The following is a 25457-nucleotide window of genomic DNA, read 5'->3' on the forward strand; positions in this document are numbered from 1 at the left end:
GCACCGTCGCACCCGCAGTGGACTCATACAAGTCGACGGCCTGCCGACGAAACTCCTCGGAGTAATTCTTGCGGGCCATGGTTCAGGATCATCTCGCTTCCCCAGCACATGCTGGATTCAGCGTGTCCAAGAACCAGGGTCAGGGCCCCACCCTCTCAGATCATGGGATATCCCAGAGATGGCACGGTTACGAGTGGCGCATCTCGTGGACAGAAGTCGACGAGGTCACGCATCACCATTCGGGGGTCCTGCTTCTCTCGGGCACTTCTGTAACGCCGGAGCCCCTTGCGCCCAGGATATGGCGGCAGCGTGCGGCAGATTCCGCGCAATGCGGACTGGTTCTCAATCTAGGAGAGTTCCACCCCGGGATAGACTTCGTCGGCGCCATGCGCGTATGGAAAGCCTCCGCGGAGGCCCGGAAAGAACTCGGGACGCCACGCTCGGTCGAGCGGCTTTGTGATTGGTGACAGGGCGGACGCTCCCTAGTCCGGATCGATCACGGGTCCGTGGGTTGATCGGCGTGTAGAAAGCACGGAAGTGCCTGTCCTGCAAGGGAAACTGGGTCTTCGAAGTTAGCCGGGCAGCGTCCGGGCCGCGTCGGTGACGTGAGGGCCCGTGACCTCGGTGATCATGGCTGTTGTCTACGCAGTCGTGTCACGAAGTGAGGTCACGGGCTTGAGCCAGCCTACGCAATGTCAGCATGTCCACGAGCCGCGTGAGGACGCCTCCCGGCTGCTAGGCCTGGAGGGGGTCGCGGTGCAGCGGGTCGAGCTCGACCCGTTCGGGGGCCGGGTGGTGCACGTTGACACCGACGACGAGACCGCGGCGGCGTGCCCGTCGTGCGGGGTGATCTCCACCTCGGTCAAGGAGCGGGTCCACACCCGTCCGCGGGACGTGCCGCACGGTCGTGTGTCGTTGCGGCTGGTGTGGCACAAGACAAGGTGGCGGTGCCGGGAACCGCTTTGTGACAGAAAGACGTTCACCGAGTCGCTACCGCAGGTCCCGGCCCGCTCACGGTTGACCACACGACTACGCCAGCTCGTCGGGGCCGGTGTCGCCGAGGGGTTCTCCTGCGTGTTGGCCGCGGCCCGGGCGCACGGGGTGTCCTGGCCGATCGCGCACGCCGCGTTCATCGCACACGTCACCCCGGTCCTGGCCCAGCCGCTGCCACCGGCGGCTGTGCTCGGGATCGACGAGACCCGCCGCGGCAAGCCGGTCTGGGCGAAGGACCCGGTCACGGGGCCGGTGGCGGGTGCTGCACGACCGGTGGCACACCGCGATCGTGGACGCCGCCGGGATCGCCCGGCTGCTCGCGCACATCGACGGCCGGACCGCCACCGCGGTCACTGGGTGGCTCGCCGCGCAGCCCGACTCGTGGAAAGCGCAGGTGACGCACGTGGCCATCGACCTGTCTGCCTCGTACGCCAAGGCGGTGCGTGAGGCCCTGCCGGACGCCGTCGTGGTCGCGGACAAGTTCCATCTGGTCGCGCTCGGCAACCAGATGCTCACCGAGGTCCGCCAGCACGCCACCCGCACCGCCCGCGGTCGCCGCGGCCGCAAGAAGGACCCCGAGTGGGCCGCCCGCCGGCGACTGCTGCTCGCCCACGAACGCCTCACCCCCGATGCGTTCGCGAAGCTCTGGAACGCCCTGGCCGACGCGGGCGACCCCGGCGCGGAAGTGCTGCACGCCTACGCCGTCAAGGAGCGACTGCGCTCCCTGCTCGCGCTGGCCCCAGGCGCGGACCGGGAGCTCATCGCGCACCGGCTGTACCAGTTCTACGCTCAAGCGGTTGCGTCCGGCCTGCCCGAGGCCCACCGCCTCGCCGAAACCATCGAGGCCTGGTGGCCGGCAGTGCTCGCCGCGATCACCACGGGCTACACGAACGCCCGTTCGGAGGGCTACAACCGCCTCGCAAAGCACGTCGGACGCGACGCGTTCGGCTTCCGCAATCCGGTCAACCACAGACGCCGGATACGGTGGGCCTGCACCCGCCAACATCGGCGAGAGTCAGCCAAGAAGACCGACCTGCCCGGTCAACTTCGATGAGCCCGCATGGTGCCGGATCAGCGTGAACACGCTGAACCACCTGCGGATGCACGGCCGGTTCGCCCCGGCCGTGCGGATCGGCAAGCTGCGGTTCTGGCTGGCCGAGGACCTGAACGCGTGGATCGCCGCGCAGCGAGAGTCGGCGTGATCCTCAAGACGCGGGGCGGCCGGTTCCGGGTGAAGGTGAAGTACCAGGGCGTGATCGTCGCCGACCGCACCTTCGAGCGCCGAGGGGATGCCGTGCGTTGGGAGACCGAGCAGAAGCGGCTGCTGCACGATGGTGACTTCGTCCCGCCGGCGGCTGGGCGCGTCACCGTCGGTGAGATCGCTGAGGAGTACCGCGAGGCCCGCGTGGATCAGGTCTCGGTTCGGGCGTGGGAGTCAGACGAGTCAGCGCTGCGCGTCCACATCGTGCCGCGGTTCGGCAAGCTGCCGGTCTCATCCGTGACGCCGATCCAGATCGAACGGTTCCTGTCTGACCTGGCCGTGACGCGCTCGGTTCGCACCTCAGCCCGGATCCGGACCACGCTGCGCGGCCTGTTCGACTACGCCGTCCGCACCCGCCGGATTCGCATGTCACCGGCCGCCAACGTGAAACTGCCGCGTCCCGACTCGCGCAGCGGCAAGATCGTCGAGATCGAGCCCCTCAGCCTCGAGCTGCTCCTGTCTGTCGTCGAGGCACAGAGGGCCCACGCCGGCCGCTACGCCGACCTCACCCTGGTCCTCGGCCTGACCGGCGTCCGGTTCGGCGAGCTACGCGGCCTTCGCGTCCGCGACGTCGTCGCCGTCCCGTTCCCTGGCCTGGCGGTCAAGCGCTCCGTCCCACAATCAGGACGCACCGGACGTATGATCGAGCGCTCCACCACCAAGAGCGGCCGCGCCCGGATTGTGCCCCTGACCGAACTGCTGCATCCCGTCATCGCCCAGTGGACCGAGGGCAGAGCCCCCGACGACCTGCTCTTCCCTGCCCCCGAAGGCGGGTTCCTGCGCGCAGGCAACTGGCGCCGCTCTGTCCACTGGAGCACGACCTCCCTCGGACGGCGCCCCCACGACCTGCGCCACACCGCCGCCAGCCTCTGGATCGCCGCCGGCGTCGACATCAAGACCGTGTCGCATTGGCTCGGCCACTCGACCGCCAAGCTCTCCCTCGACACCTATGGGCACCTCATGGGGACGGACGCCGAGCGGGCCGCTCTCGACCGGGTGAACCGGGCCTTCGGGGGCGCCTCGGGGGCGAGGGGGGCGAATCACTCCTCTGTAACTCGCGCCTCAAACGGCAAAACAGGCCGCTGACCTGCACAAACGTGAAGTGCCCCCGGCAGGATTCGAACCTGCGACACCCGCTTTAGGAGGTCCGCATCACCTTGGGGGGACTTCAGCCCGTGACCTGCGGAAACGGCGGACCGGCCTGTGTGCCAGCGACTTTCAACTCTTCAGTCGTGAGCGTCGTCTGCGGGTATTTGACGGTAGCTTGGGACCTCTGGCGGAATCTGGGCGGACTGTCGCCGGCCAGGTGAGGAAGGGTATGTGGGAGCTGCCGACCCCATTCGTGCCGCCTGGGTACCTCACTGCCGCCGAGGACTGGCCTCGGCTGCGGGCATGTGTCGGCGCCCTCGGCGAGGTGGTCGTGGCCGGCGATGCGCACGTTGATCTGCAGCGGCCGGACGGTCCTGCCCCGGTCGCGTCTTGGAGAAGCGAACGACCGCCAGGGCACGAAGTCAGGACCAAAGACCTGGCCGCCGGCAAGACGATCGCGCTCGAAGTCATCGACTCGTTCGCTTCCCGTCCTGCCCGATCCCGGCGATGGCACACCTCGGCCTTGCGCTGCGCGAGTGGCGGACCGCTTCTTGGCTACTTCGACATACTTCGCCTCAGCAATGCGGCACTGAGGCGACCAACGGGCTGATCGAGCTGCACCGCCAGATGGGAGTGGCTTGCGGATAGGGGCTCTTGGGACCTGAGTGTGGGGTCATGGGATGAGTCCTCCGCCGATGAGGAGCATCCGTAGCCGGTAGTTGTCCCTGTTCCTGAATCCTCGGGCGATCCTTCGGTGTAGTTCGATCAGGCCGTTGATGGCCTCGGTCCCGCCGTTGCTGGAGCGGGCGGTGTCGAAGTAGGCGAGGAACTCGGCGCTCCACTTGCGCAGCGTGCGGCCGAGTCGGGCGATCTCGGGGATCGGGCAGGAGGGGAAGGTCTCGATGACCTTGAGCGCGATCTTCTTGCCGGCGGCCAGGTCCTTGGCGGTGTACGCGGCGCGCAGCTGGTGGATGGCCTGCCATGCGATGTGGACCTCGTCGTGGCGTTCGTCGGCGTCGAACGCGGCGTCGATCCGGGCCCGCTGCTTCTCGCTGAGGTGCTCGAGCCCGAGGCGCAGGATGTTGCGGATGCCGTACAGCGGGTCGCCCTTGCGGCCGCGGTGGCCGTGGATCGCTTGTTGCGCGCGGCGGCGGATCTCGTCCAGGGCCTGCCCGCCGAGCTTGACGACGTGGAACGCGTCAGGGACGGAGGCGGCCTCGTCGAGCTGGTCGTCGATGGCGTTCTTGTAGCCGTGGAACGGGTCGAGGGTGGCGACCTGCACCGCGGCGCGGAAGGCTTCGCCGCGCTCGATCAGCCAGGCCTTGTACACGGTGCCGGACCGGCCGGGGACCAGGTCGAGCAGCCGGGCGCGGACTACCACCTTGTCCGGCTTCTTGGGGTCAGGGTGGCCGGTCAGGTCGACCATCCCGGTCAGTTCCTTCGGCCCGCGCCGGCGCGGGGAGACGTGGTGCCACACGTGCTCGTCGACCCCGAGGGTGGCCACTCCGTCGAACCGGGCCGGGTCCGCGTCGAGGGCCTCGAGCAGCGGGCGGATGGAGCGCCACACCGTCTTCCACGAGCAGCCGAGCTGCCGGGCGACGCCGGCGACCGAGGCGTGCTCGCGGCGGATCTGCTCGATCGCCCACCAGCACGCCCGCACCGTCAGCAGGCCGCGTGGCCTGGCGATGGTCTCGTGCTGTTCGACGAACGTCACCGTCGCACAGGCCGGTTCGGGGCAGGACCAGCGGCGCTTGACCCACCGCAGCCGCACCGGCTGCTCGAAGCAGGGCAGGTCCACCAGCTCCACGGTGACCCGCCCGTGCGCGTGAGCGACGACCCCACACTCGGGGCAGCCCATCGGCGTGGACGCCGACTCCACCACAACGACGAGGCCGGCGTCGTCGCGTTCCACCGAGGTCACGTGCAGCCCGTCGAGGCCCACGAGCAGGTCACAGTTGTCGCAGTACAGCCCGGATGGATGACAGCGCGCGGGCGCGCACGCCGTACCTGAGTTGCTTCAGATTAGTGACCACCCCGGGCGAGGTCGTCGATGACTTGTTGAGCGTCGTCGGGGATCAGTGGTGGGGCGGTGACCTCCTGCCCATTGAGTGCGATCGTGGCTGACCTCAGCGGCCGCAGGATCTGCAGGATCTTCTTGATGCTCAAGCCGGTTCGGGTCTGTGCCTCGCGGGACACGGCCAGCGCGGCGAAGACGATGGTCAGGTGCGCCTCGATGGACGGTCGGGCTCGGTGGTACATCGGCCGGGCGGCGAGGTCGGACTTGGCCATCCGGAAGGACCGCTCGACCTGGTACAGGTCGTGGTAGGCCGCGATCACCTGCGCGCCGGTCATGGTCGCTTCCGGGATGTTCGTCACGAACCCCTTCAAGCCGGCCAGGTAGCGGGCCCGCTCGACCAGCGACCAGTCCACGACCGTTGCGGTGTCGGTGAACTTGACGAACCGGTCCTTCTTCAACGGCCGCGAGCCGTCGGCGACCTTCTCCGCGCGTTCGACCATCTTGTTGATCGCCCGGTTGTCGTGCTGGTACCGCTTGAACGACCACTGGTACACCACCCGCCGGTCGCGCTTGTCAGCGCCGCGTCCCATCGTGCGGGTGGTCTCGATGGTCTGCCCGTCGGCGAAGTGGTTCCCGCGGGTCTCGAACTGCTCGGCCAGGTCGTACGGGGCCTTGCTGATCCGCGAGCCGACGATGAACTCGAACCCGGCGTCCTCGAGCGCGAGCAGGTTCGCCGCGGACAGCATCCCCGCGTCGGCCACCACGACGATGTCCTCGGCCCCATGTCGGGCACGGAACGCGGACAGCACCGGGATCAGCGTCTTCGTCTCGGCCTTGTTGCCCTCGAACAGGTGCACATCCAGCGGGAACCCGGTGGCGTCGGTCAACAAGCCGACCGTCACCTGCGGGTCGACGCGTCGTTCCTTGCTCATCCCGACCTTGCGCAGGGAGTCTTCCTGGTCGGTCTCGAAGTGCAAGGTCGTCAAGTCATAGAGCACCAGCGCCAGCGCCCCGGTGCGTGTGGCGTGCGCGTAGCAGGCGTCCACGATCCGGGCTCGATAGTCCCGTTCGGTGACGCGCTTCACGCACCGGGTCACCGTCGAGCGGGACGGGACCGGCACCCCGAGCTCGGCCAGCACCCGCAGCGTGTCGACCTTGCTGGTCGGCTCGATGATCCGCCCGAGCACCAGCGACCGGAACGCGTCATCGCCGACCCGCTCGAACCCCAAGAAGGAGTACACCGACGCCAGCGCCTCCCACACCAGCAGCGAGGCTGTCCCGGTGACCACCGGCGCACCCGCCGGACGGCCGGCACCAGAGGCGGACTCCAGCGGCAGTTCCTGTTGGCCGGCGTTCAGCCGCACCCTCGCGGCCTCGAGCAGCAGCGCCAGCTGCCCCTCGTCGTGGGCTGACCCGACATGCTCGATCCCAACCACCCGGCGGCCGCGCTTGTGCACGATCTGCACCGCGATCGCGCCCGACGCGGTCTTCCCCCGCCGCACGAACGAGCCCACCCGCAGAGGCTACCGACCCCCGCGGAGCAATTCTTAGTGACCACCCCGAACCGCAAACCCGCAGGTCAACCGCTTGGGCGACCGCCAGAACCCGTCAGGTGAAGCAACTCAGGCCGTAGGCTCGCTCATGTCGAGGTCCTTCGGAACGGTTGCTTGGTCGCTACCAATCCTGAAGGGCCTCGGCCCCTATCCAGCCGACGCCACGACCCGGCGAGTCGGATTCACCCGACCCTCAGCTCGCATGCGCCGTCAAAGGGCAGGCACGCCGGTCCCGGAGTCCGGCGCCTGACACATGGCGACGAGCACCGCAAACGCCAGCAGGAGAAGGGTGCCTATCAAAGCCCGCTTCATCGGAGTTCTCCCCATCACCTTCGACTGAGGTCACGTGCAGCCCGTCCACACCGACGACGAGCAGGTCACAAATGTCACCGCTCGACAAGCATGGCTCAGAGCGCGCGGCAGCGCACCCGAACGCTCGCCCGTGTCGAAGTCCTTCGGAACCGTCGCCTGGTCGCATCCGCCGCCGGCAGCGGTTGTTGACCCCACACTCAGGTCCCAAGAGCCCGGATAGGGCACAACTACCGGCTATGCATGCTCCTGGTCCGCGGAGGGCTGATCCCTTGCTTGACATCCAGGGTCCCACGAGCGCTTATGCGGATGTCGACTTGAGCTCGATCTGAGCCTTGCCACACCTACACGTAAGGAGTGTGGCCCCTTGGGCTGGAGCGACCCAGCGCACGCAGGACTCGCAGTAAGTGGATTCCCAGAGTTCCAGGACGGCCTGAGCGAAGTTTGTAACATCAAGCATTGAGAAAGACTCAGCGTCCTCGTTGTAGTGCGCACCCAAGAGGTTCCGCATTAAAACCAGGGAATCGAGACGAGTCGTTAGCTCGGCCAAGTTGCCCTTCTGTAGGCGCGCTCGAACCGGAGGCCAGAGGGAGCCAAGGTCGTAGCGATCGCCCCGTCTGCGTGTGACGGAAACAGGCAGGGTCCAAGATAGGCGGTCGCAAATCTTCTCCAACAAGCGACCCGCCGAGGCGGACACGAGGGTGGGTTCCCCGATGGAGAGAGATTCGCGCAAGGCGCCGGCTGGATTTGCCGCATCCTGCTGGACCACCGCGGGGCCCTTCTCGAACGACCAGGAGCGCACTTCCGCCTCGACGAAGGTAACTCCCCTTCGGGAGAATGTGGTACGGACCTGCTCGCGCCAGAGCCGGTCGTGGCATGTGATGATTAATTGCCAATCCCTGAATGTATCACATATGTGCTCTAGAAGGCGTGTTCGAACCGTGGAGTCCACGCTCTGAATTACGTCGTCAAGTATCAGTATTCTAGCCTGTCCGCGTTCCGAGGCGGCGCGCGCGACTTCCAAGAAGAATAGAATCGCTATGAGGTCCTGAACTCCTTCGCTGAACAGCCCCTCGGGGGCCACGATGGTCCCTGAGGACAGATGAACCCTTAGCTCAAGAGAAAGGGGGCCGTTGAAGCCAAAGTCCACCGAAAGTCTGTCCAAATGGGCGTATCCAGTGATGCTCTTGACGGCATCCGTTAGCGGCACGCTGAGGTCTCCGAGAATCTCCGAGAACCGTCTTACGCGATGAGCGTGATTTCGGAGAGTCGTCCTGGGCAGAAGGCTCACGGCCTTCTTCGCCTCAGCCAACTCTCGCTGAAGCTTGGTCCAGGCTGCCCTTTCCTCGCTCATGGCGATCGGGATCTCCCGTCCGGATGCTAGCCACTCAGCACCAGTCTGGCCGTCGAGGTGGACCTCGCGAAGTAGACGCCCATGCATGTTGAAGTCAGTCCCCAGCGGTACGTTGGCGCGTAGACAGAGGTCCTGCATGATTTCGCGGCGGGTCTGCTTCAGAAGCTCCAGTCGACGCTCAGCGATCAGGCCGGGATCGTCTTCGTCCTCGATGCCAGGATCCATCTGATCTACGAACAGTTGCGCTCGGGTCTTCGATGGTGTGTTGAGAAATGTGACGATGTCAGCTCTCTGGAGGCTCATGGGTACAAGTGAGAACTCAAAGGGGTCCGGTCCTCCAGCGATGGTCCAGCGATACCTATCCTTGCTGGCACTGCGCTCCAAGAGACGTCCATCGGCCAGTTCGGCCTGCACCCACGCCTCCGATTCGGGGTGCGTCAGGTTCACGAGTTCCGCAGTGCCGATCGCTGCTCCGAATCTCTTTCGGCCGACCGTGCCTTGGCATGCGAACTCAACAGCGCTGGCGATGCTGGACTTCCCAACGCCATTGTCTCCAAATACGATAAGGGAGGAGATCGAGCCTGCGCCGTTCCGAAGTTCGACCCTTTGCAAGTCAGTGCATGCCCTGAAGTTGCGCAGGGAAATAGCCTGGATTTTAGTTCCTGATCTGACCCCAATCGGGAGTTCCGGTCCGGTCGTCGGCTCGATTATTCCCGAGTCCTTGGGGGATACGTATTCTGAACGTCCCAATCCGGCCCTGATGAGGTTGACGAGACGTATCGTGTCGGCGCCCGTCCTGCCACTGGCTTCTCCCCAGTCCGGCTCAAGGCCGGATTTATGGGCGGCTGAAAGTTCCTCACGCAGTTTGGGGATCCATGCTGGGACGGGCTGGCGGTGTTCATCTACCAGGCGCAGTGAGAGTTCGCCCAGAGCGAATCGCGTTTCCTTGCTTATGTGGTATAGCATCCTCATCCTGAAGAGGCCGAAGGCGATCATGTAAGCTTCGTCCTCGACACTGAATCGTCCACCTCGCAAGGCTCCGATCGCCGCCGTGAGCTGCGCTTTCGGATCGTTCGTCTGATCGAGCATCTGAGTCATGGTTTCAGGGTCCAGTTGCGACCACCTTGATATGGCCACCTTGCTCAGGCCCCAGCGACGTGCAAGGTCGAGAGAGAGCTGCTCTATCGCGGAATCCGAGTTCTCGATTGGCCGTCGCCCCTGCCGTCTACTCACCGATCGTTGGCGTACGCGCGACATGGAACCCCCTTGGTTTATGCAGAATGGCCTTTGAGCCTAACGCGCCCATGGCACAGAGTGCGCACAATCCCTCTCTCTCCACCGGCCGGGTGCTGGTGGTGACGTTGGGCTTCCCGACAGTTACTCGGTCAGCGGACAACGGTCGCAAGCACGTCGGCAGGTCTGGTCGCCGCCGGTGCCATATCCCCTTGTAGACTCGTGCGGGCCTTGGCGAGCCAGCGTTGGCCCGTTCGTGGGGTCGCCGGCCAGCCTCTCTGGGTGAAGGCGGCGGCGACGTCCTGTCCGCTGACGGTGTCGTCGTGACGTACGAGGGCAACAGCGACCGCCAGGCGCGCAGAGGGGCCGTCCGCCGGCGGGGCGGTGTCGGCGGTGTCGAGCTCGCTGTCGCCTGGGGTGTCCCCCGGGATTCTTCGGAGCGGGATCGTGCCGGACGTGAGCTGTGCGTCGAGGTGGTGGACTCGACCGACCTCGGTCAGCCACAGCGTCAGTTGTCCGGACAGTCGGGGGTCGGTGGCGGGGACGTGTCGCAGCAGCGATCGGTGGCGTCGGTCGAGGCGGCGGCGGGCGCGAAGTGCGGCACGTGATCCGGGCCGGGCCTGTCGGGTGCGCTGCAGGTCGAGGGCGGCGGTGGCGACGGCGAGCATGAGCCGGTGTCGTCTGGCTTCGCGGCGTGTCGGTGCGCTGTCGGCGCTGTGTCGGTCGCCGGTCAGGATGCGGTGCCAGAGCCACGCCGCGACCAGGGGCGCGGCGACGCGGACGGCGGCCGCGAGGGCCGAGCGCGCGTCCAGCTGCCAGGTGCTGACGCCGCGGGTGTCGGGCTGTCCGACGAGCTCGTGGGCGGCTGAGAAGACTCCGCTCACAGTGGAGAACACCCACGTGGAGAGCAGGTCCGCTCGCGCTGACCGCCCGCGCAGGACGGCGGATCGGGCCAGCAGCGCCGAGGAGACGAGCGCGAGCTCGAGGAACACGGCCAGGGCGACAGCGGCAGCGGCGGTCAGGCGCAGCACGTCGATCCCGACCGAGATCATCCCTTGGGCGGACAGCAGTGTCGGCATGACCGCCGCCGCGGCCGTCAAAGTGACGGCAGCGGCATCAGCAGGCACCCGATCAGGGTGGCGATGGGGCTGAGGGTGTCGGGCTTTCTCGGACATGTGGTACCTCCTGACCGGACAAGTCTTGATAGGCCTGTCGCTCCATAGGGCCCGAAGGAGATCTGAGCCGGCACACGGTCGGAGCGACCTGTGGATAACCCGGCTGACCCGGGCGGCCCTGTGGAACGGTCGATCTCGACGAGCGCATCCGCCAGTTGTGTGGTGGGCTGGGTGCGGCAGACACCGAGCAAGCCCGTTCTCCACCATCCGAGCGGGCCCGCGCCGAGCTCCGGGAGGGCCGAAGCAGCGATTCGACAGGTGCCGTATCCACGTACCGCTGCCCGTGCAAGCAGAAATCCCTTGGACCAAGGTGATCGCCCGCAGGAACATCCCCGCCTTAGGCCACATGAGACCTGAAGGAGATGCCATGACCATCCACGCCCGACGGGCCGTCGTCGGAGTCGCGATCGCCGCCTTCCTGGCGACCGCGGCGTGCTCGAACCCGGAGGCGCCGTCGGGGACCACGACTGCGCCGCCGCCCACCGCTACGCCAACGGCCATGACTACGTCGACGACTGCCGCCGATCCACAGCTGGCCGGCGCGGAGGCTGCCGTCGCGAGACTCTGGGGCTTGGTTGATGCCTTGGGCGCCGCCCCGAAGCGGAGCCTGGACGAGCTCACGACTGTCGCGCGGGACCAGAGCCTGGAGATGTGGCGGGAGTTGCTGACGAGCCAACGACGCAAGGGGTACCGGCAGACCGGCAGCATCTCCGTCGTGTCGTCAACCGCGACGTCGGCAGGCGGCAAGTTCAACGTCGACATGTGCATCGACGTGAGCAAGACGAACCTCGTGGACAAGGATGGCAAGTCCGTGGTCGCGGCTGGCCGTCCTCCCCGGGTCCGCTACACGTCCGTGGTGGAGCAGGGCACGGACGGCAAGTTCTACGTGATGCAGGACAAGGCGGTGGGGACATGCTGACCCGCTCGGCCCTCGTTCCGGCAGTCACCCTTGCCCTCGGGGTCCTATCGGCCTCTCCAGCATCGGCCGGGGACCCGGTGACCTGCACCCCGCCGTCTGTCTTCAACCCCCGGTGGGGCACCTGCACGATCGTCGTCGAGGATCCAGGTGGCCCAGTCGGCACAAGGCCCGGGGGTGGTGGCGGCGGACAGAGCGGCGGAGGTGCGCCCAAGGCGTGTGTCAACGCGAATGGGGACGAGCTGCCGTGCCGGGACGGCGAGTCGTGGTGGAGCAACAGCTGGGGCTGCTACGTGAAACCACTTGCCCCGCAGCCACCGAAGAGCGACCCGCGCTGGTCGGGGCACACGGACGGCGCGATCTACGAGTGCTATGACCCGCTCGTGGCCGCCGTCGGTGGCATACCGATTACCTACCGCTGGGCCGCGACCCCGCCCGCCGGACCCGCCGCGCCACCGGACCCGCGTGTCCTGGCCCAGTCCGCGATCGCGCAGATGCGCCTGAAGGCCGTGTCGATCGGGATCGTCCCCGAGCCGGTGGCCGGCAGGATCGGGATCATCGGCATGCCGACTTGGATGTGGGTCCAGGATCCCGGCCCGTCGACGTTGGGGCCGATCACCCGCACCGCATCCGCGGGAGGGTTCTCGGTGACCGCCGTCGCCAAGGCCGACCGGATCGTCTGGCAGATGGGCGACGGCTCCGTGGTGACCTGCCGCGGAGCGGGCACCCCGTATGCGGACTCCTTTGGCCGGCAGCCCAGCCCAGACTGCGGGCACACGTACACCCGTCAGGGCGCCTACACCGTCCGGGCGACCTCGCACTGGACCGTGGACTGGTCCGGCATGGGCCTGTCCGGAACCATCCCGCTGAACTTCACACAGACCACGACCATCACGATGGGCGAGGCCCAGGTGCTGTCGCAGTAAGCGCCAGCCGATCGGGGGATCATGTCGACACTGAACAGCACGCACACCGCACCCACCACACCCGCGATGGGCCAGGCAGGCCGGTCAGGCGCCGTCCCCGGTGGGGCGCCGATCGCGCCGCCACCGAAGCTGCGCCGCCGGCCGATGCTCGTGGTCGCCTCCATCGCGGCGATCTGCCTGGGTGCGCTGCTCGCCGTGTGGGCATACACGTCCACGAGCACCGCCCGGGAGGTCGTCGCGGCCCGCGCGACGGTCCAGCGTGGCGAGCTCATCGACCGGGACAACCTCATCGTCGTGCGAGTCAGCCTCGACCCGGCCCTGAACCCGGTCCCAGCCTCCGCCCTCGACAGCCTGGTCGGACAGCGCGCCGCCATGGACCTGCCCGCAGGCGGTCTCGTCACCGCCGACGCGGTCACCGCCGCAGTCCTACCCGGCAAGGGCAGCTCGGTCGTCGGCGTCTCGCTGCCCCCGGCGCTGCTGCCCGGCGAGCTGCTGCGGGCCGGCGACCACGTCCGGGTCGTCGCGACGCCGGGCCAGCAGGGCGACGTCGCCGAGGGCGAGCAGCGGTCCATCGCCGCCATCGTCGTCGGCGTGCACCCGGACGCCCAGACCGGGCAGACGGTCGTCAGCGTGCAGGTGCCGTATGCCGCGGCCGCCGAGCTCGCCGCCCGCGCCGCGACCGGCAAGGTCGCCCTCGTCCTCGACTCACGGGAGCGCTGAACCGTGGCGCTGATCGTGCTTACCTCAGCCTCCGGGTCCCCCGGGGCCACCACCACGGCCGTCGGCCTGGCGCTGGCATGGCCCCGCCCGGTCGTCCTCGTCGAGGCCGACCCGACCGGCGGGTCCCCGATCCTGGCCGGCTACTTCCGCGGCACCGTCGCCCCCGCACGCGGCCTGATCGACCTCGCCCTGGCCCACCGCGACGACCACGTCGAGGCCGCGCTGCCCGGCACCCTCATGCCCATCCCTGACCCCGCCCGCGAGCATCAGGCGTGGCTGCTGCCCGGGATCCGCAGCCACGCCCAGGCCCGAAGCCTCACCCACGTGTGGGAGCCCCTCCGCCGCGCCTTCCATGCGCTCGAGCGCACCGGCCAGGACGTCATCGTCGACGCCGGCCGCCTCGGCCTGACCGGCTCACCCGATCCCCTCATCCGCGGCGCCGACCTGACCTTGCTGACCGTCCGCACCGACCTGGTCTCCCTGTCCGGAGCGAAGTCCTGGGCGCAGACGCTGCGCGACGACGTCGAGACCGACGGCGCCACCGGCACCCTCGGGCTCCTGCTCGTCGGGGACAGGCGCCCGTATGCCGCCGCCGACGTCGCGAAGGTCCTCGGCCTTCCGGTCGCGTCCGCGATCGCCTGGGACCCGCCCGCCGCGGCCGTCTTCTCCCACGGCGCGAGCCCGCCGCGGCGGTTCGAGTCCAGCCCGCTCGTGCGGAGCCTGCACGCAGCCCGCGCCGCGATCCAAGCCACTGTCGCCGCGAGGCGTGCCGCCGTGACCCCGGCCCAGCACGCGGACCACTACGCGCCCGAGGGGGTGGCCCGATGACCCAGCCCAACGGCATACGCCCCATCGACGCAGCCGGAAGCGCGCCCGGCTCCCCGCTCCACACGGTGGCGGCGGACCCGACGAGCCTGCCGCTCTTTGCCCCGACAGTCGCGGGCTCGGCGCGTCCGGGGCGGGTGCGGTCCCAGTTCCGTCTCACCCCAACTGAACATGTCCCTGCAGCGCCGCTTCCGGCGGATCTCACTGTCCACCAGACGTACACGCAGAACAACTCTCCGCAGGCCGGGGCTTCGGCAGCAAGAGGGCTCGACTGGGCGCTGGTCGCGGCGTTCCGGTCACAGGCCTCCGAACAGCTGAGCGCCGCCCTCGGCGGTGACCGCGGCCGGCTCGACCGGCAGGCGCAGCGCGAGCTCGGCCGCTCGATCATCCTCGAGCTGCTCGAAACCGAGGCCGCCGAGCAGGTCTCCGCCGGACGCGACCCGTGGACCCCGCCCCAGCAGCAGGCCCTCGCCGCCGCGGTCTTCGACGCCCTGTTCGGCCTCGGGCGGCTCCAGCCGCTCGTCGACGACGACCGGGTCGAGAACATCATCATCACCGGCCACGACACGGTCCGGCTCGAGCTGACCGACGGCACCCTGCTGCCCGGACCGCCGGTCGCGGACAGCGACGAGGAGCTGATCGACTTCCTCGTCTTCCTCGCCTCCCGCTCCGAGGTCAACGCCCGCCCGTTCAGCGAGGCCCAGCCGCGGCTGCACCTGCGCCTCGACGGCGGCGCCCGCCTCGCCGCCGCCGCGTGGGTCACCCCCCGCCCCTCGGTCGTGATCCGCCGGCACCGGCTGCGCCGGGTCACCCTCGACGACCTCGTGCACCGGGGCACCCTCACCCCGCTCGCCGCGTCGTTCCTCTCGGCCGCGATCCGGGCCCGCAAGTCCGTCGTCGTCGCAGGCCCCCAAGGCGCGGGCAAGACGACGATGGTCAGGGCGCTGTGCGCGGAGATCCCCCCGCATGAGGCGATCGGCACCTTCGAGACCGAGTACGAGCTGCACCTGCACGAGCTGCCCGACGTGCACCCGATCGTCCACGCGTGGGAGGCCCGCCCCGGGTCCGGGGAGCGGGGCCCGGACGGCCGTCAGGCGGGCGAGTTCAGCATCGACGAGGCCCTCTACGACTCCTTCCGGTTCAACCTCTCCCGCCAGATCGTCGGGGAGGTCCGCGGCCGGGAGGTCCTGGCGATGATCAAGGCGATGGAGTCCGGGGCCGGGTCGATCTCCACGACCCACGCCGCGACCGCCGAGGCCGCGCTGCGCAAGCTCGTCACGTGCGCGATGGAGGCCGGCGCGCACGTCACCCAGGACTACGCCACTCGCGCCGTCGCCGAGAACATCGACCTGGTCGTCCAGCTCCACCTCGAGACCACCCCCCTGCCAGACGGCACGGCCCGCCGCGACCGGTGGGCCTCCGAGATCCTCGCCGTCACCCCCGGCGAGCGGGAGAAGGGCTACGCCACCACCCACGTCTTCACCCCCAGCAACACCGGCCCCGCAGTGGCCGGCGTCCTGCCGGACGAGTACCGGGCCCTCGAACGGCACGGGTTCGACCTGGCCGGGTTCTACGCGCAGGCCGCCCACCACCCGCCCCACCATCAGCCGGGGGAGGCGGCGTCATGACCCCCGCCGTCCCCGCCCTCGCCGGTGCACTCGTCGTCGCCGGCCTCATCGGCCTCGCCGTCGGCGGGCGAGCACGGCCCGTGCGCGACTCAGCCCAGCGGCATACGACCACCCCAGTGGCGAGACTGGCCCGCCTGACCCGGGTGAGCCGGCGGACCCGGGTGCTGCTGGCCGTCGGAGCCGTCGCCGGCGCCACCATCGCCGTCTGGACGGGGTGGCTCATCGCCATCGTGCTCGCACCAGCCGCCGTCGCAGGCGTGCCGGTCCTGCTGTCCGCGCCGGCGTCAACGGCGCGGATCGACCGGCTCGAGGCCATGGAGGAGTGGACCCGCTCCCTGGCCGGGGTCCTCACCGTCGGCGTCGGCCTCGAGCAGGCCCTGATCGCCACGCTGCGCTCCACCCCGGCCGCGATCCGCCCCGAGGTGTCCCGGCTCGTCGCCCGCCTGCGGGCCCGCTGGTCCACCGAGGACGCGCTCCGGGCGTTCGCAGACGAGCTCGACGACGCCACCGGCGACCTCGTCGCCGCCAACCTCATCCTCGGAGCCCGCCGCCGCGGCGCCGGGCTCGCGTCCATCCTCGAGAGCCTCGCCGAGTCCGTCGCCGCCGACGTCCGCGCCCGCCGACAGATCGAGGCCGACCGCGCCAAGCCCCGCGCCACCGCCCGCTGGGTCACCATCATCACCGTCAGCGTGCTCGCGGTCCTGGCCCTGACCGGCAGCTACATCGAGCCGTACGGCACCCCGCTCGGGCAGGCGCTCCTAGCCCTGCTCCTGTCTCTGTACGTTCTCACGCTGGTGTGGATGCGACGGATGGCCACCGGCGCGCCCCTGCCCCGTTTCATCGGCACCCCCGCCCGCACCCACGACACGGGGGCCCGACCGTGACCGGCCTGCAGCTCGCGCTGGCCGCCGGGGCCCTCGTCGGGCTCGGCGCGGCGCTGCTGCTGTGGCGGCTCGCCCCGGCCGAACCGGACCTCGCCGACGTGCTCACCCGCCTCGCCCCAGGACGGCCCACCCGCCCCGGCACGCACGGTGGGGACGGCAACTCGGGCGGTCCGGCGGACGGGCGGGAACGGCTCGGGCTGTGGGCCATGCGAACCCTGCCCGCCGCGGCCTGGACACGAACACCGACGCGGGAGCTGGCGATCCTGCGGATGACCCTCGCCCGGTTCTACGGGGAGAAGGTCCTCTTCGCGCTGCTCGGCCTGCTCATCCCGCCGCTGCTGGCCGCGTTCTTCGCCCTCATCGGCCTGCCCCTGCCCGTCGCGGTCCCCGCGCTCGGCACGCTCGCGCTGGCCGCGGTCATGTTCTTCCTGCCCGACTACAACGTCCGCGACGACGCGAACAAGGCCCGCGCCGAGTTCGCCCGCGCCCTCGGCGCGTACATCGACCTCGTCGCCCTCGAACGCAACAGCGGCAGCGGCTCCAGGCAGGCGATGGAGGTCGCCGCCGCGGTAGGGGACAGCTGGGTGTTCCGCCGGCTCGGGGAGGAGCTGGCCCGGTCCCGCTGGTCCGGGCAGGCTCCGTGGGAGGCCCTGCACGCCCTCGCCGACGAGCTCGGCCTGCCCGAGCTCGACGAGCTGGCCGACATCATGCGCCTCTCCGGGGAGCAGGGCGCCCAGATCTACAGCAACCTGCGGGCCCGCTCGGCCAGCATGCGCGCCGCGATGCTCAACACGGAGCTGGCCAAGGCCAACGAGGTCGGCGAACGGATGTCCATCCCGATGAGCCTGCTCGGGGTCATCTTCCTGGCCATCCTCGTCGCCCCCTCCCTGCTGCGCGTCCTCGGAGGTGACGGCCCCTGACAACCAGCCCACGGCGCTGCCGCCAGCTCTGCAGCGCAACGGAATACGCACACCTGACGTCCTCAGCCCGCTTCCATGGAAGGAGCACCACCATGCACCTCAACAGCCAGAACCAGATCATCGGCCGGCTCGCCGCCACCCTGCACACACTCGGCGGACGGCTCACCGACCACCTCGCCCACCAGCTCGAGGGGCAGTTTGGCCGGGTCCGTTCGCTGCGCCGTCCGCACGGTCCCGGCGACCGCGGGTCGGTGACCATCGAGCAGGTCATCTGGGCCGTCGCCGTCATCGCCATCGTCGGGATCGTCGTCGCCGCGGTGAAGTCCTACGTCACCACCCAGGCCGGCAACATCCGCTGACGGTTCCCGCCATGACGCCCGCCACGCCCCACGCCATGACCCGGCCGCGTCCGCCGCGTCGACGGCTGCGCGCCCCGGTGCGGGACGCTGCGCGCCGCCTGCCCGAAAGTGGCCGCGAGGGCGGGTCCGCGTCCATCCAGATGGTGTTCCTGCTGCCGGTGATGTTCTCGATGATGTTCCTCGGCATGCAGGCCGCGCTCTACTACCACGCCCGCACCGTCGCGATCGCCGCCGCGCAGGAAGGCGCCCGCGCCGCCGCCGCCGAGACCGGCACCACCAGCCACGGCACCCGGGCCGCCCTCAACTTCGTCGCCGACGCCGGCGGCGACGACGTCCTGACCGCCGTCGCCGTCACCGGTGCCCGGACCGCGACCACGGCCACGGTGACGGTCCGCGGCCGATCCCTCAACGTCATCCCAGGCTGGTCCCCGCTGCTCGAGCAGTCCGCCACCGCACCCGTCGAACGACTCACCCGATGACCAGCCATCGAAGGCTCTGCCGGCGAGCCCGGGACGATCGGGGTTCGGCGGCAATCGAGGCCGTCATCGGCGTGCCCGCCTTCCTGCTCTTCGTCGGCCTTATCATCTTCGCCGGCCGCGTCGCGGTCGCCCACCAGGCCGTCGAGTCCGCAACGTCCGCCGCGGCCCGCTCCGCGTCCATCGCCCGCACCCAGCAGGCCGCCGTCGCCGACGCACGGTCGGCGGCCGCCGCCAACCTGACCGAGCAGGACATCCACTGCGTCACCGCGCGGGTCGAGGTCGACGCGGCCGGGTTCGGCGCGCCGGTCGGCACCCCCGCGGCGGTCACCGCGACGGTCAGCTGCGTCGTCGACCTGGCAGACCTCGCGGTTCCTGGCGTGCCCGGCACCAGAACCGTGACGGCCACCATGACCTCGCCCATCGACACCTACCGGGAGCGATGACCATGCATCCAGCACCGACCAGGCCGCGGCGGCCAGCCCGCGCCGCACCCCCTCGGACGCCGCGGCCGCGCGCCAAGCTGGCCGGCGGGCATGTGGAGCAGGGCTCGATCAGCATCTGGATCGCGACCTCCGGGCTCGTCATGATCATCCTCGTCGGCCTCGCCGTCGACCTCGGCGGACAGGTCCACGCCCAGCAGTACGCCCGCGACATCGCGGCCCAAGCCGCCCGCGCCGGCGGCCAGCAGCTCCAAGCCTCGCTCGCCGTCCGCGGCCTCGCCGCCCGGGCCGACCCCGGCCCCGCCGTGGCGGCCGCCCGCGCCTACCTCACCGCCGCGGACCTGACCGGCACCGCGAGCCTGCGCGGCGGCGACACCGTCATCGTGACCACCAGCGCGACCTACGACACGAAGTTCCTCGGCCTCATCGGCATCAACCAGCTCACCGTCACCGCCGCCGCCGAGTCCCGCATCGCCCGCACCGTAGGAGGCGTCGAACGATGACCCAGCGACCGATAACCACCCCGGCCGCCTCGACGGCACGGGCCCGCCTGACCGGGCTCGCCGCCACCCTCGGCGTCCTCGCGATCCTCGGCGGGCTGCCCGCGGTGCTTCTCGCCGTCGGCGGGGCCCCGAACCGGCTCCCGTCCCTCGATGGCCTCGTCGGGGCGCTGACTCGCCCGGACGACGGCACCCTGGCCGTCACCGCCTTCGTCATCCTCGGCTGGCTGGCGTGGGCCGTCCTGACCGGGTCGATCCTCGCCGAGGCAGCCGCGATGGTGCGCGGCCGCGCCGTCCGGCCGCTCCCCGGCCTGGCCGTGCCCCAAGGGGCAGCCCGCGTGCTCGTCACCACAGCCGCCCTGCTGTTCGTGTCGACCCCGCTGGCGACACCCGCCGTGGCAGCCGCCACCGGCACGACACCGCCGACGCCGGCCGCGACAGCGGCGACCGGATACCCGAGCAGTGGCGCCGGTGCGACGACAGCGACGTCGACGTCCGGCATCGTTCACCCAAGCGACAGGAGCCCAGCGGTTGGAGCGGACTCCCGACCCCGGCCAGGGACGGAGGTCGGCGACACCCCGGACGCCCCAATGACAGGGACTGCGGACAGCGTCGCCCCGCGGCGACACGCCGTGCGACAGGGCGACTCCCTCTGGTCCATCGCTGAGGAGCACCTCGGATCCGGACGCCGCTACCCCGAGATCGCCGCCCTCAACCGCGACATCCTCGGCGCCCGCCCCGACTTCCTGACCCCCGGCACCGCCCTGCGCCTGCCCGCCCCGACAACCCGTTCCACGCGCGGGACGACGCGACCGGACGGCGACGCGACAGGTCGCCCGCACGTCGTCCAGCGCGGCGACACCCTGTCCGAGATCGCCGCGACCGAGCTCGGCAACCCCAACCGGTACCCCGAGATCTTCGACGCCTCCCGCGACACCCCCCAGCCCGGCGGCGCCCGGCTGACCGACCCCGACGTCATCGACATCGGCTGGACCCTCACCATCCCCGACACCCCAACCGCGACAGACACTGGCCGCGCCAGCTCACAACCCGACCCCCGACCTGACAGCCGAACGGCGGACGACCGGAGCACCGACAGGCACGACACCGGTGCCGGGGGTGACGTCAGTGGCGCGTCAGCATCCGGGAGCGCGACACAGGAGCCGGCGACAGAGGGACCGAGCGACAACACCACCCCCAACAGCGCGAACCCGGCCGGGGCGTCCGCCGCGACAGCGACACCCCCCGGAAGGGCAGCGGCGTCAGCGACAACGCCGCCCGCGGGGCCGCCCGGATCTGCGACGACAGCGACATCAGGGGCCGACACGCACCAGACGGCAGCAGACACCAGCACCGACACCGGCGACAGCACAGGCGACGGGACCGTGACACCGGCCTGGCTGCTGACCGGCCTCACCGGCGCCGGCGGCATCCTCGCCGGGTCCATGTTCCTCGCGCTCCGCGCCCGCCGCCGCGCCCAGTTCCGGGCCCGCCGCCCCGGCCGCACCATCACCGTCCCCCGGCCCGAGCTCGCCCCGGTCGAGAAGACCGTCACCGTCACCGGAGAACCCGCCGCGGCGCGAGTCGAGTGGCTCGACGAGGTCCTCCGCCGGCTCGCCGCCGCCCAGACCGCAACCGCCGAGCCGATGCCGCAGCTCGCCGCCATCCAGCTCGGCCCCACCGACCTGACCCTGCACCTCAGCCAGACTCAGGACGCGACCGCGCCCTGGCGATCGGCAGGAGACCGGCGCCGCTGGCACCTGCCGACGTCCACCGGCCCGGACGACGTCGGCCCGCCCGTGCCCGACCAGCCGGCGCCGTACCCACTCCTGGTCACCGTCGGCACCACGGACACCGGCGAGACGTGGCTGCTCAACTGCGAGCTGCTCACGCCCCTGACGATCACCGGCGACCCCACCTACGCCCAGGACCTGGCCCGCTACCTCGCCGCCGAACTGGCCTGCAACCCTTGGTCACACGGCGTCACCGTGCACTGCATCGGGGTCGCCGAAGAGCTCGCCGCCCTCAACCCGGAGCGCGTCCGCGCGCAGCCCACCGCCGACACCGTGGCCGGTGAGGCACTGACCGACGCGACGAGCACCCTGCACAGCGCCAGCGACGCCGGCCTCGACGTGCCCACCGCCAGGTCCGCCCAGGCCGGCGCGGACCACTGGCACGCCACGCTGCTCCTGCTCGACGAGAGCACAGCGCAGGACGTCGCTGTGCAGCAGCTGCGCGCCCTCATCACCGACAACCCGGGAATGACCTCCACCTCCGTCGTCCTCACCGGCCGCGCGGAAGCAACCGATGGCGTCGCGGTGCACGTCACCGCCGAGGGGCGCATCACCATCCCGGCCGTCGGGCTCGACCTCGTCGCCGTCGGGCTCACCCCCGACGAGGCCAAGGGCTGCGCGGCCCTGCTCGCCCAGGCCGATAACACCGCCGACGATCGCATCCCGGCAGACCCGCAGGCGCTGGGCTGGCGCGCCTTGGCCGACGAGGCCGGGGCGCTGCGCGAAGAGCACACCCTCACCCGGGACGCCCTCACGACCCTCACCACGGCAGAGGACCGCCCCACCTCCATCCTCGACCTCCGCGACGAGGACTACCTCGAAGCCGCCGCCACCACGATCGAGGACCTCGAGACCCTCGCACCCGCAGTGACACCCGAGACCCGCCACCTCGTCGAGGACACCGACCCCCACCTCGACCGGGACCTGCAGGCCTGGTTCTCCGAGCACTGCGACCTGCCCCGCCTGACCCTCCTCGGGCCCGTCCGAGCCCGCACCCGCGGGGTCGCCCTGACCAAGCGCAAGCCGTACTACACCGAGCTGCTCGCCTACCTCGCCACCAGGCCCTACGGCGCCACCCCGGACGAGCTCGCCGACGCGTTCTCCCTCACCCCAGCCAGGGCACGCAACGACGTCAAGATCGTCCGCGACTGGCTCGGGATCAACCCCCGCACCGGCCGCAAGCACCTGCCCGACGCCCGAGAAGCCCCCGCAGCCAAGGCCCGCGGCGTCGGCGTCTACCAGGTCGAGGACGTCCTGACCGACCTCGACCTCTTCAAGCGCCTGCGCCTGCGCGGCGAAGCCCGCGGCGCCGACGGCATCGCCGACCTGCGCCGCGCCCTCACCCTCGTCGAAGGCCGTCCCTTCGACCGGCTCCGCCCAGGCGGCTGGTCCTGGCTGCTCGAAGGCGACCGCCTCGACCACCACATGCTCTGCGCCGTCGTCGACGTCGCCCACCTCGTCACCACCCACAGCCTCCAAGCAGGCGACCACCGCACCGCCCGGGCCGCCGCCGAGCTCGCCTGCCTCGCAGCCCCCTACGAGGAGATCCCCCGGCTCGACCTCGCCGCCGTCGCCGCAGCTGAAGGCCACCACCGAGAAGCCGAACGCATCGCCACCGACGAGATCTGCGGCCGGGCAGAGCAGCCCGGCCCACCAGACGAACTGCCCGACCGGACCGAGCGCATCCTCGAGCAGCACGCGTGGCTCCGCTCGTCGCAAGCCGCGAGCTGAAGGGAAGTCATCGCCCCCAGTAAGTCAGCCGACCTTCATGACCGCCTTGAACTGCGTCATGCGGGCGCCAGCGCACCCCTCGAGAGTTTCCGCAGTGTCCCAGCGTGAAGTGCGCCACCTCACGACGCCGACCAGCAACCTGCCAGTCCACCCAGCGTCCGCTGTCTCCGTTGCCACCAGTCCGGATGCTCCTGGTGCGTCGAACTTCCTCGACCTGGGGTACGAGGTTTGAACTGCGCAAACGCCGTCGTACCCCCGTCGTACCCCGCCTCCGAGCCGTTGAGGGGGCACGAGTCGGGTGACGCTGGTCGCCGACCTTTCGCCGTGTTCGACACGGCGAAAGGGGATCGGCGATGGGTGTTGCCGAGCAATTGGGCATCGAGGACGAGGACGCGGAGCTTCTCGTCCTCGCCGCCCGCAGATGGCAGGACTGGGCCCGAGACGACGAGCGGCTCGACCCGGTCGCAGACCTGACGTCCCTCCGGCCCTGGCTGAAGCAGGCCACGGAGAGAGATGCCGACGAGGTCCTGCAGGCTTTGGCGAAGCGCGCCGCGATCCACGGGGGTGACGACCGGGCCGCGGCGGCCACGCTCGCGTGGGCGCTGCTGCCGGGCGCCTGCCTGCTCGCGCACCGGCTGCGGACCCTGTCGGACCGGATCGACGAGATCGTGGCCGCGCAGCTGTGGCTGGAGATCCGCAGCTTCGCGTGGGAGCGGCTGACCAGGGTAGCCGCCAACATCCTGATGAACACCCGGACCGGTGTCCTGATGGAGTGCGACGCCGCGAGCCAGCTGGCGCGCCATGACCCGACGTGGCACCAGATCTACCAGGTCGAGCCGGACGCGTCGTTCTGGGGGGAGCTGCGCGCCACCCACGCTCAGCCGGAGCCCACCGCCGCTGAGGAGCTGCTGGACCTGCTGTCCTGGGCGTGCGACAACCGGGTGATCAGCGACCAGGACCGCAGCCTGCTGCTGTCGCTCGTGGCGGCCGCGGACCGGTCCGACGCGACGACCTACCGCCGCGGCCGGGGCGGGCTGCTGTCGAACGAGCTGTCCGAACAGGTGGCGAAGGAGTACGGCATCGCCCCGGTGACCGTGCGCCGCCGCGCCGGCCGCAGCATCGAGGCACTCTCGCAGGCCTGCCAGACCCGAGGAATCTCCGCATGAACGGTGACCGCCGCACCCGCCCCGGTCACCTTCGGGTGGTCGAGGTGATCACCGTGACCGACGACAACCGCGACCCAACCCCCGACGCCACCCTGCAGGCGGGGCAGCGATCTGCTGCCGATGTCGCTCACCTGTTCGAGATCGCCGGCCGGGAGGACGAGGCGATCCGCCTGCTCGACGGGTGCGTGGCTCAGCTGCGTGAGGTGCAGCAGGCGAAGGCCGCGTTGAAGACGCTGCCCGCCGCCGACCTGCGCGCCGCCTTGGAGTTCCGCCGTCGCGCCTTGGGCGGTGAGCTCGCGTGACCCCCCCGACGATCAGGACGACCAGGACACCCGACCGCCCGGTCACGGTGGCCGAGCTCAAGCGGGCCTGGCGGTCCCTCCAGTCCGGAAGCACCAACGACCAGGCGTATGCCGCTGGGCCCGCGCGCGCCGTCGCGTGGCGCCCCCCGAGGGGCCGGCTCATCACGGTGCTCGGCTGCGGCGGTGGTGTCGGCGCCTCCACGACCGCCCTCGCCCTCACGGAGGCCACAGGCGCTCGGTGTCGGCTCATCGAGTGCGCGCCACCGGCCGCGTCCGGGCTGGCCGGCGCGAGCACCGCCGAGCTCGGTGACTCCGGCGGCGGGTGGCGGCGCGGCAGCCGCGACCACGTCCTGATCGACCGGACCAGCCGCAGCGCGCTCACGCCGGGCGACCTGCCCATCCCACCCGAGAGCGACGTCGACCTGAGCATCGTCGACGTCGCCCGGCCGGCCGAGGCCGTGCTGGCCACGGAGTGCTGGCTGCGCGAGCTGCTCGTGAGCGGCGAGCCGCTCCTGCTCGTGACGACGGCGACGATGCCCGGCCTGCGCCGACTCGAGACCACCCTGGCCCTGCTGGCCGACCACCGGGACGTCAGCCACTGCGTCGTCGCCGTTCTCGGGCCGCGGCTGGCGCGCTGGCCCCGGCCGGTCCGCCACTCCACCGGCCCGCGCACCAACGCCCTTGAGGAGACGGGCCGGCTGGTGGCCATTCCGTGCGACCGCCGCCTGGCCGTCACCGGGCCCGACACAGCGCCCCTGCCCTCCGCGGTCGTCGCGGCGGCCGCCGCCACCGCCCTCGAGCTTATGCCCACCGCCGACCTGCCAAGCCCCGCCGCTCCGTTCTCTGCCCGGAAGGGATCAACACCGTCATGACCACCGCCACCA

The 25457-nt window shown here is 70.4% G+C and carries 22 protein-coding genes and 1 pseudogene; 19 read left to right on the forward strand and 4 right to left on the reverse strand.

The features are described from left to right. Positions 1–630: 630 nt before the first annotated feature. The 4 genes and pseudogenes from OO014_RS19380 to OO014_RS12395 all read left to right on the forward strand — a co-directional run. Positions 631–1131 (forward strand): annotated as a pseudogene (locus tag OO014_RS19380) (transposase family protein); the annotation flags it as partial. A 121-nt stretch (positions 1132–1252) separates the two neighbouring features. After that, complete coding sequence (locus OO014_RS12385; protein ID WP_272462630.1) at positions 1253–2047, forward strand: ISL3 family transposase; 795 nt, start codon at positions 1253–1255, stop codon at positions 2045–2047. Positions 2048–2069: 22 nt separating this feature from the next. Then, positions 2070–2195: a hypothetical protein gene (locus OO014_RS12390; RefSeq protein ID WP_272462631.1), complete on the forward strand. Its 126-nt coding sequence runs from the start codon at positions 2070–2072 to the stop codon at positions 2193–2195. After that, on the forward strand, positions 2192–3340 hold the full coding sequence (locus OO014_RS12395; RefSeq protein WP_272462632.1) for a tyrosine-type recombinase/integrase: 1149 nt from the start codon (positions 2192–2194) through the stop codon (positions 3338–3340). The genes OO014_RS12390 and OO014_RS12395 overlap by 4 nt, the downstream gene beginning before the upstream one ends. 676 nt (positions 3341–4016) lie before the next feature. On the opposite strand, the gene OO014_RS12400 is transcribed toward OO014_RS12395, so the two are convergent. The 4 genes from OO014_RS12400 to OO014_RS12415 all read right to left on the reverse strand — a co-directional run bounded on the left by OO014_RS12400 (position 4017) and on the right by OO014_RS12415 (position 10936). Further along, positions 4017–5312, reverse strand: coding sequence for an ISL3 family transposase (locus OO014_RS12400; protein ID WP_420485509.1), 1296 nt, complete (start codon positions 5310–5312; stop codon positions 4017–4019). Positions 5313–5365: 53 nt separating this feature from the next. After that, positions 5366–6874, reverse strand: coding sequence for an IS1634 family transposase (locus tag OO014_RS12405; RefSeq protein WP_272462634.1), 1509 nt, complete (start codon positions 6872–6874; stop codon positions 5366–5368). A gap of 649 nt (positions 6875–7523) precedes the next feature. Continuing rightward, positions 7524–9674, reverse strand: a complete 2151-nt coding sequence (locus OO014_RS12410) for a hypothetical protein (protein WP_272462635.1) — start codon at positions 9672–9674, stop codon at positions 7524–7526. 287 nt (positions 9675–9961) lie between these two features. Beyond that, positions 9962–10936 (reverse strand): hypothetical protein, encoded by a 975-nt coding sequence (locus OO014_RS12415; protein ID WP_272462636.1) that lies wholly within the window; start codon positions 10934–10936, stop codon positions 9962–9964. 415 nt (positions 10937–11351) lie between these two features. Here OO014_RS12415 and OO014_RS12420 point away from each other — a divergent pair, with 415 nt between their 5' ends. The 15 genes from OO014_RS12420 to OO014_RS12490 all read left to right on the forward strand — a co-directional run bounded on the left by OO014_RS12420 (position 11352) and on the right by OO014_RS12490 (position 25445). Beyond that, entirely contained in the window at positions 11352–11903 is a 552-nt protein-coding gene (locus OO014_RS12420) for a hypothetical protein (RefSeq protein WP_272462637.1), read from the forward strand. A gap of 290 nt (positions 11904–12193) precedes the next feature. Beyond that, positions 12194–12826: a hypothetical protein gene (locus OO014_RS12425; protein ID WP_272462638.1), complete on the forward strand. Its 633-nt coding sequence runs from the start codon at positions 12194–12196 to the stop codon at positions 12824–12826. 21 nt (positions 12827–12847) lie between these two features. Beyond that, entirely contained in the window at positions 12848–13546 is a 699-nt protein-coding gene (locus OO014_RS12430) for an SAF domain-containing protein (RefSeq protein WP_272462639.1), read from the forward strand. Between the two features lie 15 nt (positions 13547–13561). Beyond that, positions 13562–14374, forward strand: a complete 813-nt coding sequence (locus tag OO014_RS12435) for a MinD/ParA family ATP-binding protein (RefSeq protein WP_272462640.1) — start codon at positions 13562–13564, stop codon at positions 14372–14374. After that, positions 14371–15999 carry a CpaF family protein gene (locus tag OO014_RS12440; protein ID WP_272462641.1) on the forward strand — a complete coding sequence of 543 codons (1629 nt, stop codon included), beginning with the start codon at positions 14371–14373 and terminating at the stop codon, positions 15997–15999. Before OO014_RS12435 ends, OO014_RS12440 begins: the two co-directional genes overlap by 4 nt. Then, positions 15996–16883 carry a type II secretion system F family protein gene (locus tag OO014_RS12445; protein ID WP_272462642.1) on the forward strand — a complete coding sequence of 296 codons (888 nt, stop codon included), beginning with the start codon at positions 15996–15998 and terminating at the stop codon, positions 16881–16883. The genes OO014_RS12440 and OO014_RS12445 overlap by 4 nt, the downstream gene beginning before the upstream one ends. Next, positions 16880–17803: a type II secretion system F family protein gene (locus OO014_RS12450; protein ID WP_272462643.1), complete on the forward strand. Its 924-nt coding sequence runs from the start codon at positions 16880–16882 to the stop codon at positions 17801–17803. Before OO014_RS12445 ends, OO014_RS12450 begins: the two co-directional genes overlap by 4 nt. Positions 17804–17895: 92 nt before the next feature. After that, the gene (locus tag OO014_RS12455; RefSeq protein WP_272462644.1) at positions 17896–18162 is read left to right on the forward strand and encodes a hypothetical protein; all 267 of its coding nucleotides are present in this window, start codon (positions 17896–17898) and stop codon (positions 18160–18162) included. A gap of 11 nt (positions 18163–18173) precedes the next feature. Then, positions 18174–18641, forward strand: coding sequence for a TadE/TadG family type IV pilus assembly protein (locus OO014_RS12460; protein WP_272462645.1), 468 nt, complete (start codon positions 18174–18176; stop codon positions 18639–18641). Continuing rightward, on the forward strand, positions 18638–19084 hold the full coding sequence (locus tag OO014_RS12465) for a TadE/TadG family type IV pilus assembly protein (RefSeq protein ID WP_272462646.1): 447 nt from the start codon (positions 18638–18640) through the stop codon (positions 19082–19084). Before OO014_RS12460 ends, OO014_RS12465 begins: the two co-directional genes overlap by 4 nt. Positions 19085–19086: 2 nt before the next feature. Beyond that, positions 19087–19584, forward strand: coding sequence for a pilus assembly protein TadG-related protein (locus tag OO014_RS12470; protein ID WP_272462647.1), 498 nt, complete (start codon positions 19087–19089; stop codon positions 19582–19584). Then, positions 19581–23105, forward strand: a complete 3525-nt coding sequence (locus tag OO014_RS12475; protein WP_272462648.1) for a LysM peptidoglycan-binding domain-containing protein — start codon at positions 19581–19583, stop codon at positions 23103–23105. Before OO014_RS12470 ends, OO014_RS12475 begins: the two co-directional genes overlap by 4 nt. 353 nt (positions 23106–23458) lie before the next feature. Further along, on the forward strand, positions 23459–24271 hold the full coding sequence (locus tag OO014_RS12480) for a hypothetical protein (RefSeq protein ID WP_272462649.1): 813 nt from the start codon (positions 23459–23461) through the stop codon (positions 24269–24271). After that, positions 24268–24573: a hypothetical protein gene (locus OO014_RS12485; protein ID WP_272462650.1), complete on the forward strand. Its 306-nt coding sequence runs from the start codon at positions 24268–24270 to the stop codon at positions 24571–24573. The genes OO014_RS12480 and OO014_RS12485 overlap by 4 nt, the downstream gene beginning before the upstream one ends. Next, the gene (locus OO014_RS12490) at positions 24570–25445 is read left to right on the forward strand and encodes a hypothetical protein (RefSeq protein WP_272462651.1); all 876 of its coding nucleotides are present in this window, start codon (positions 24570–24572) and stop codon (positions 25443–25445) included. Before OO014_RS12485 ends, OO014_RS12490 begins: the two co-directional genes overlap by 4 nt. Positions 25446–25457: the final 12 nt, after the last annotated feature.

This window comes from Intrasporangium calvum, from assembly GCF_028446585.1.
GTDB lineage: Bacteria > Actinomycetota > Actinomycetes > Actinomycetales > Dermatophilaceae > Intrasporangium > Intrasporangium calvum_A.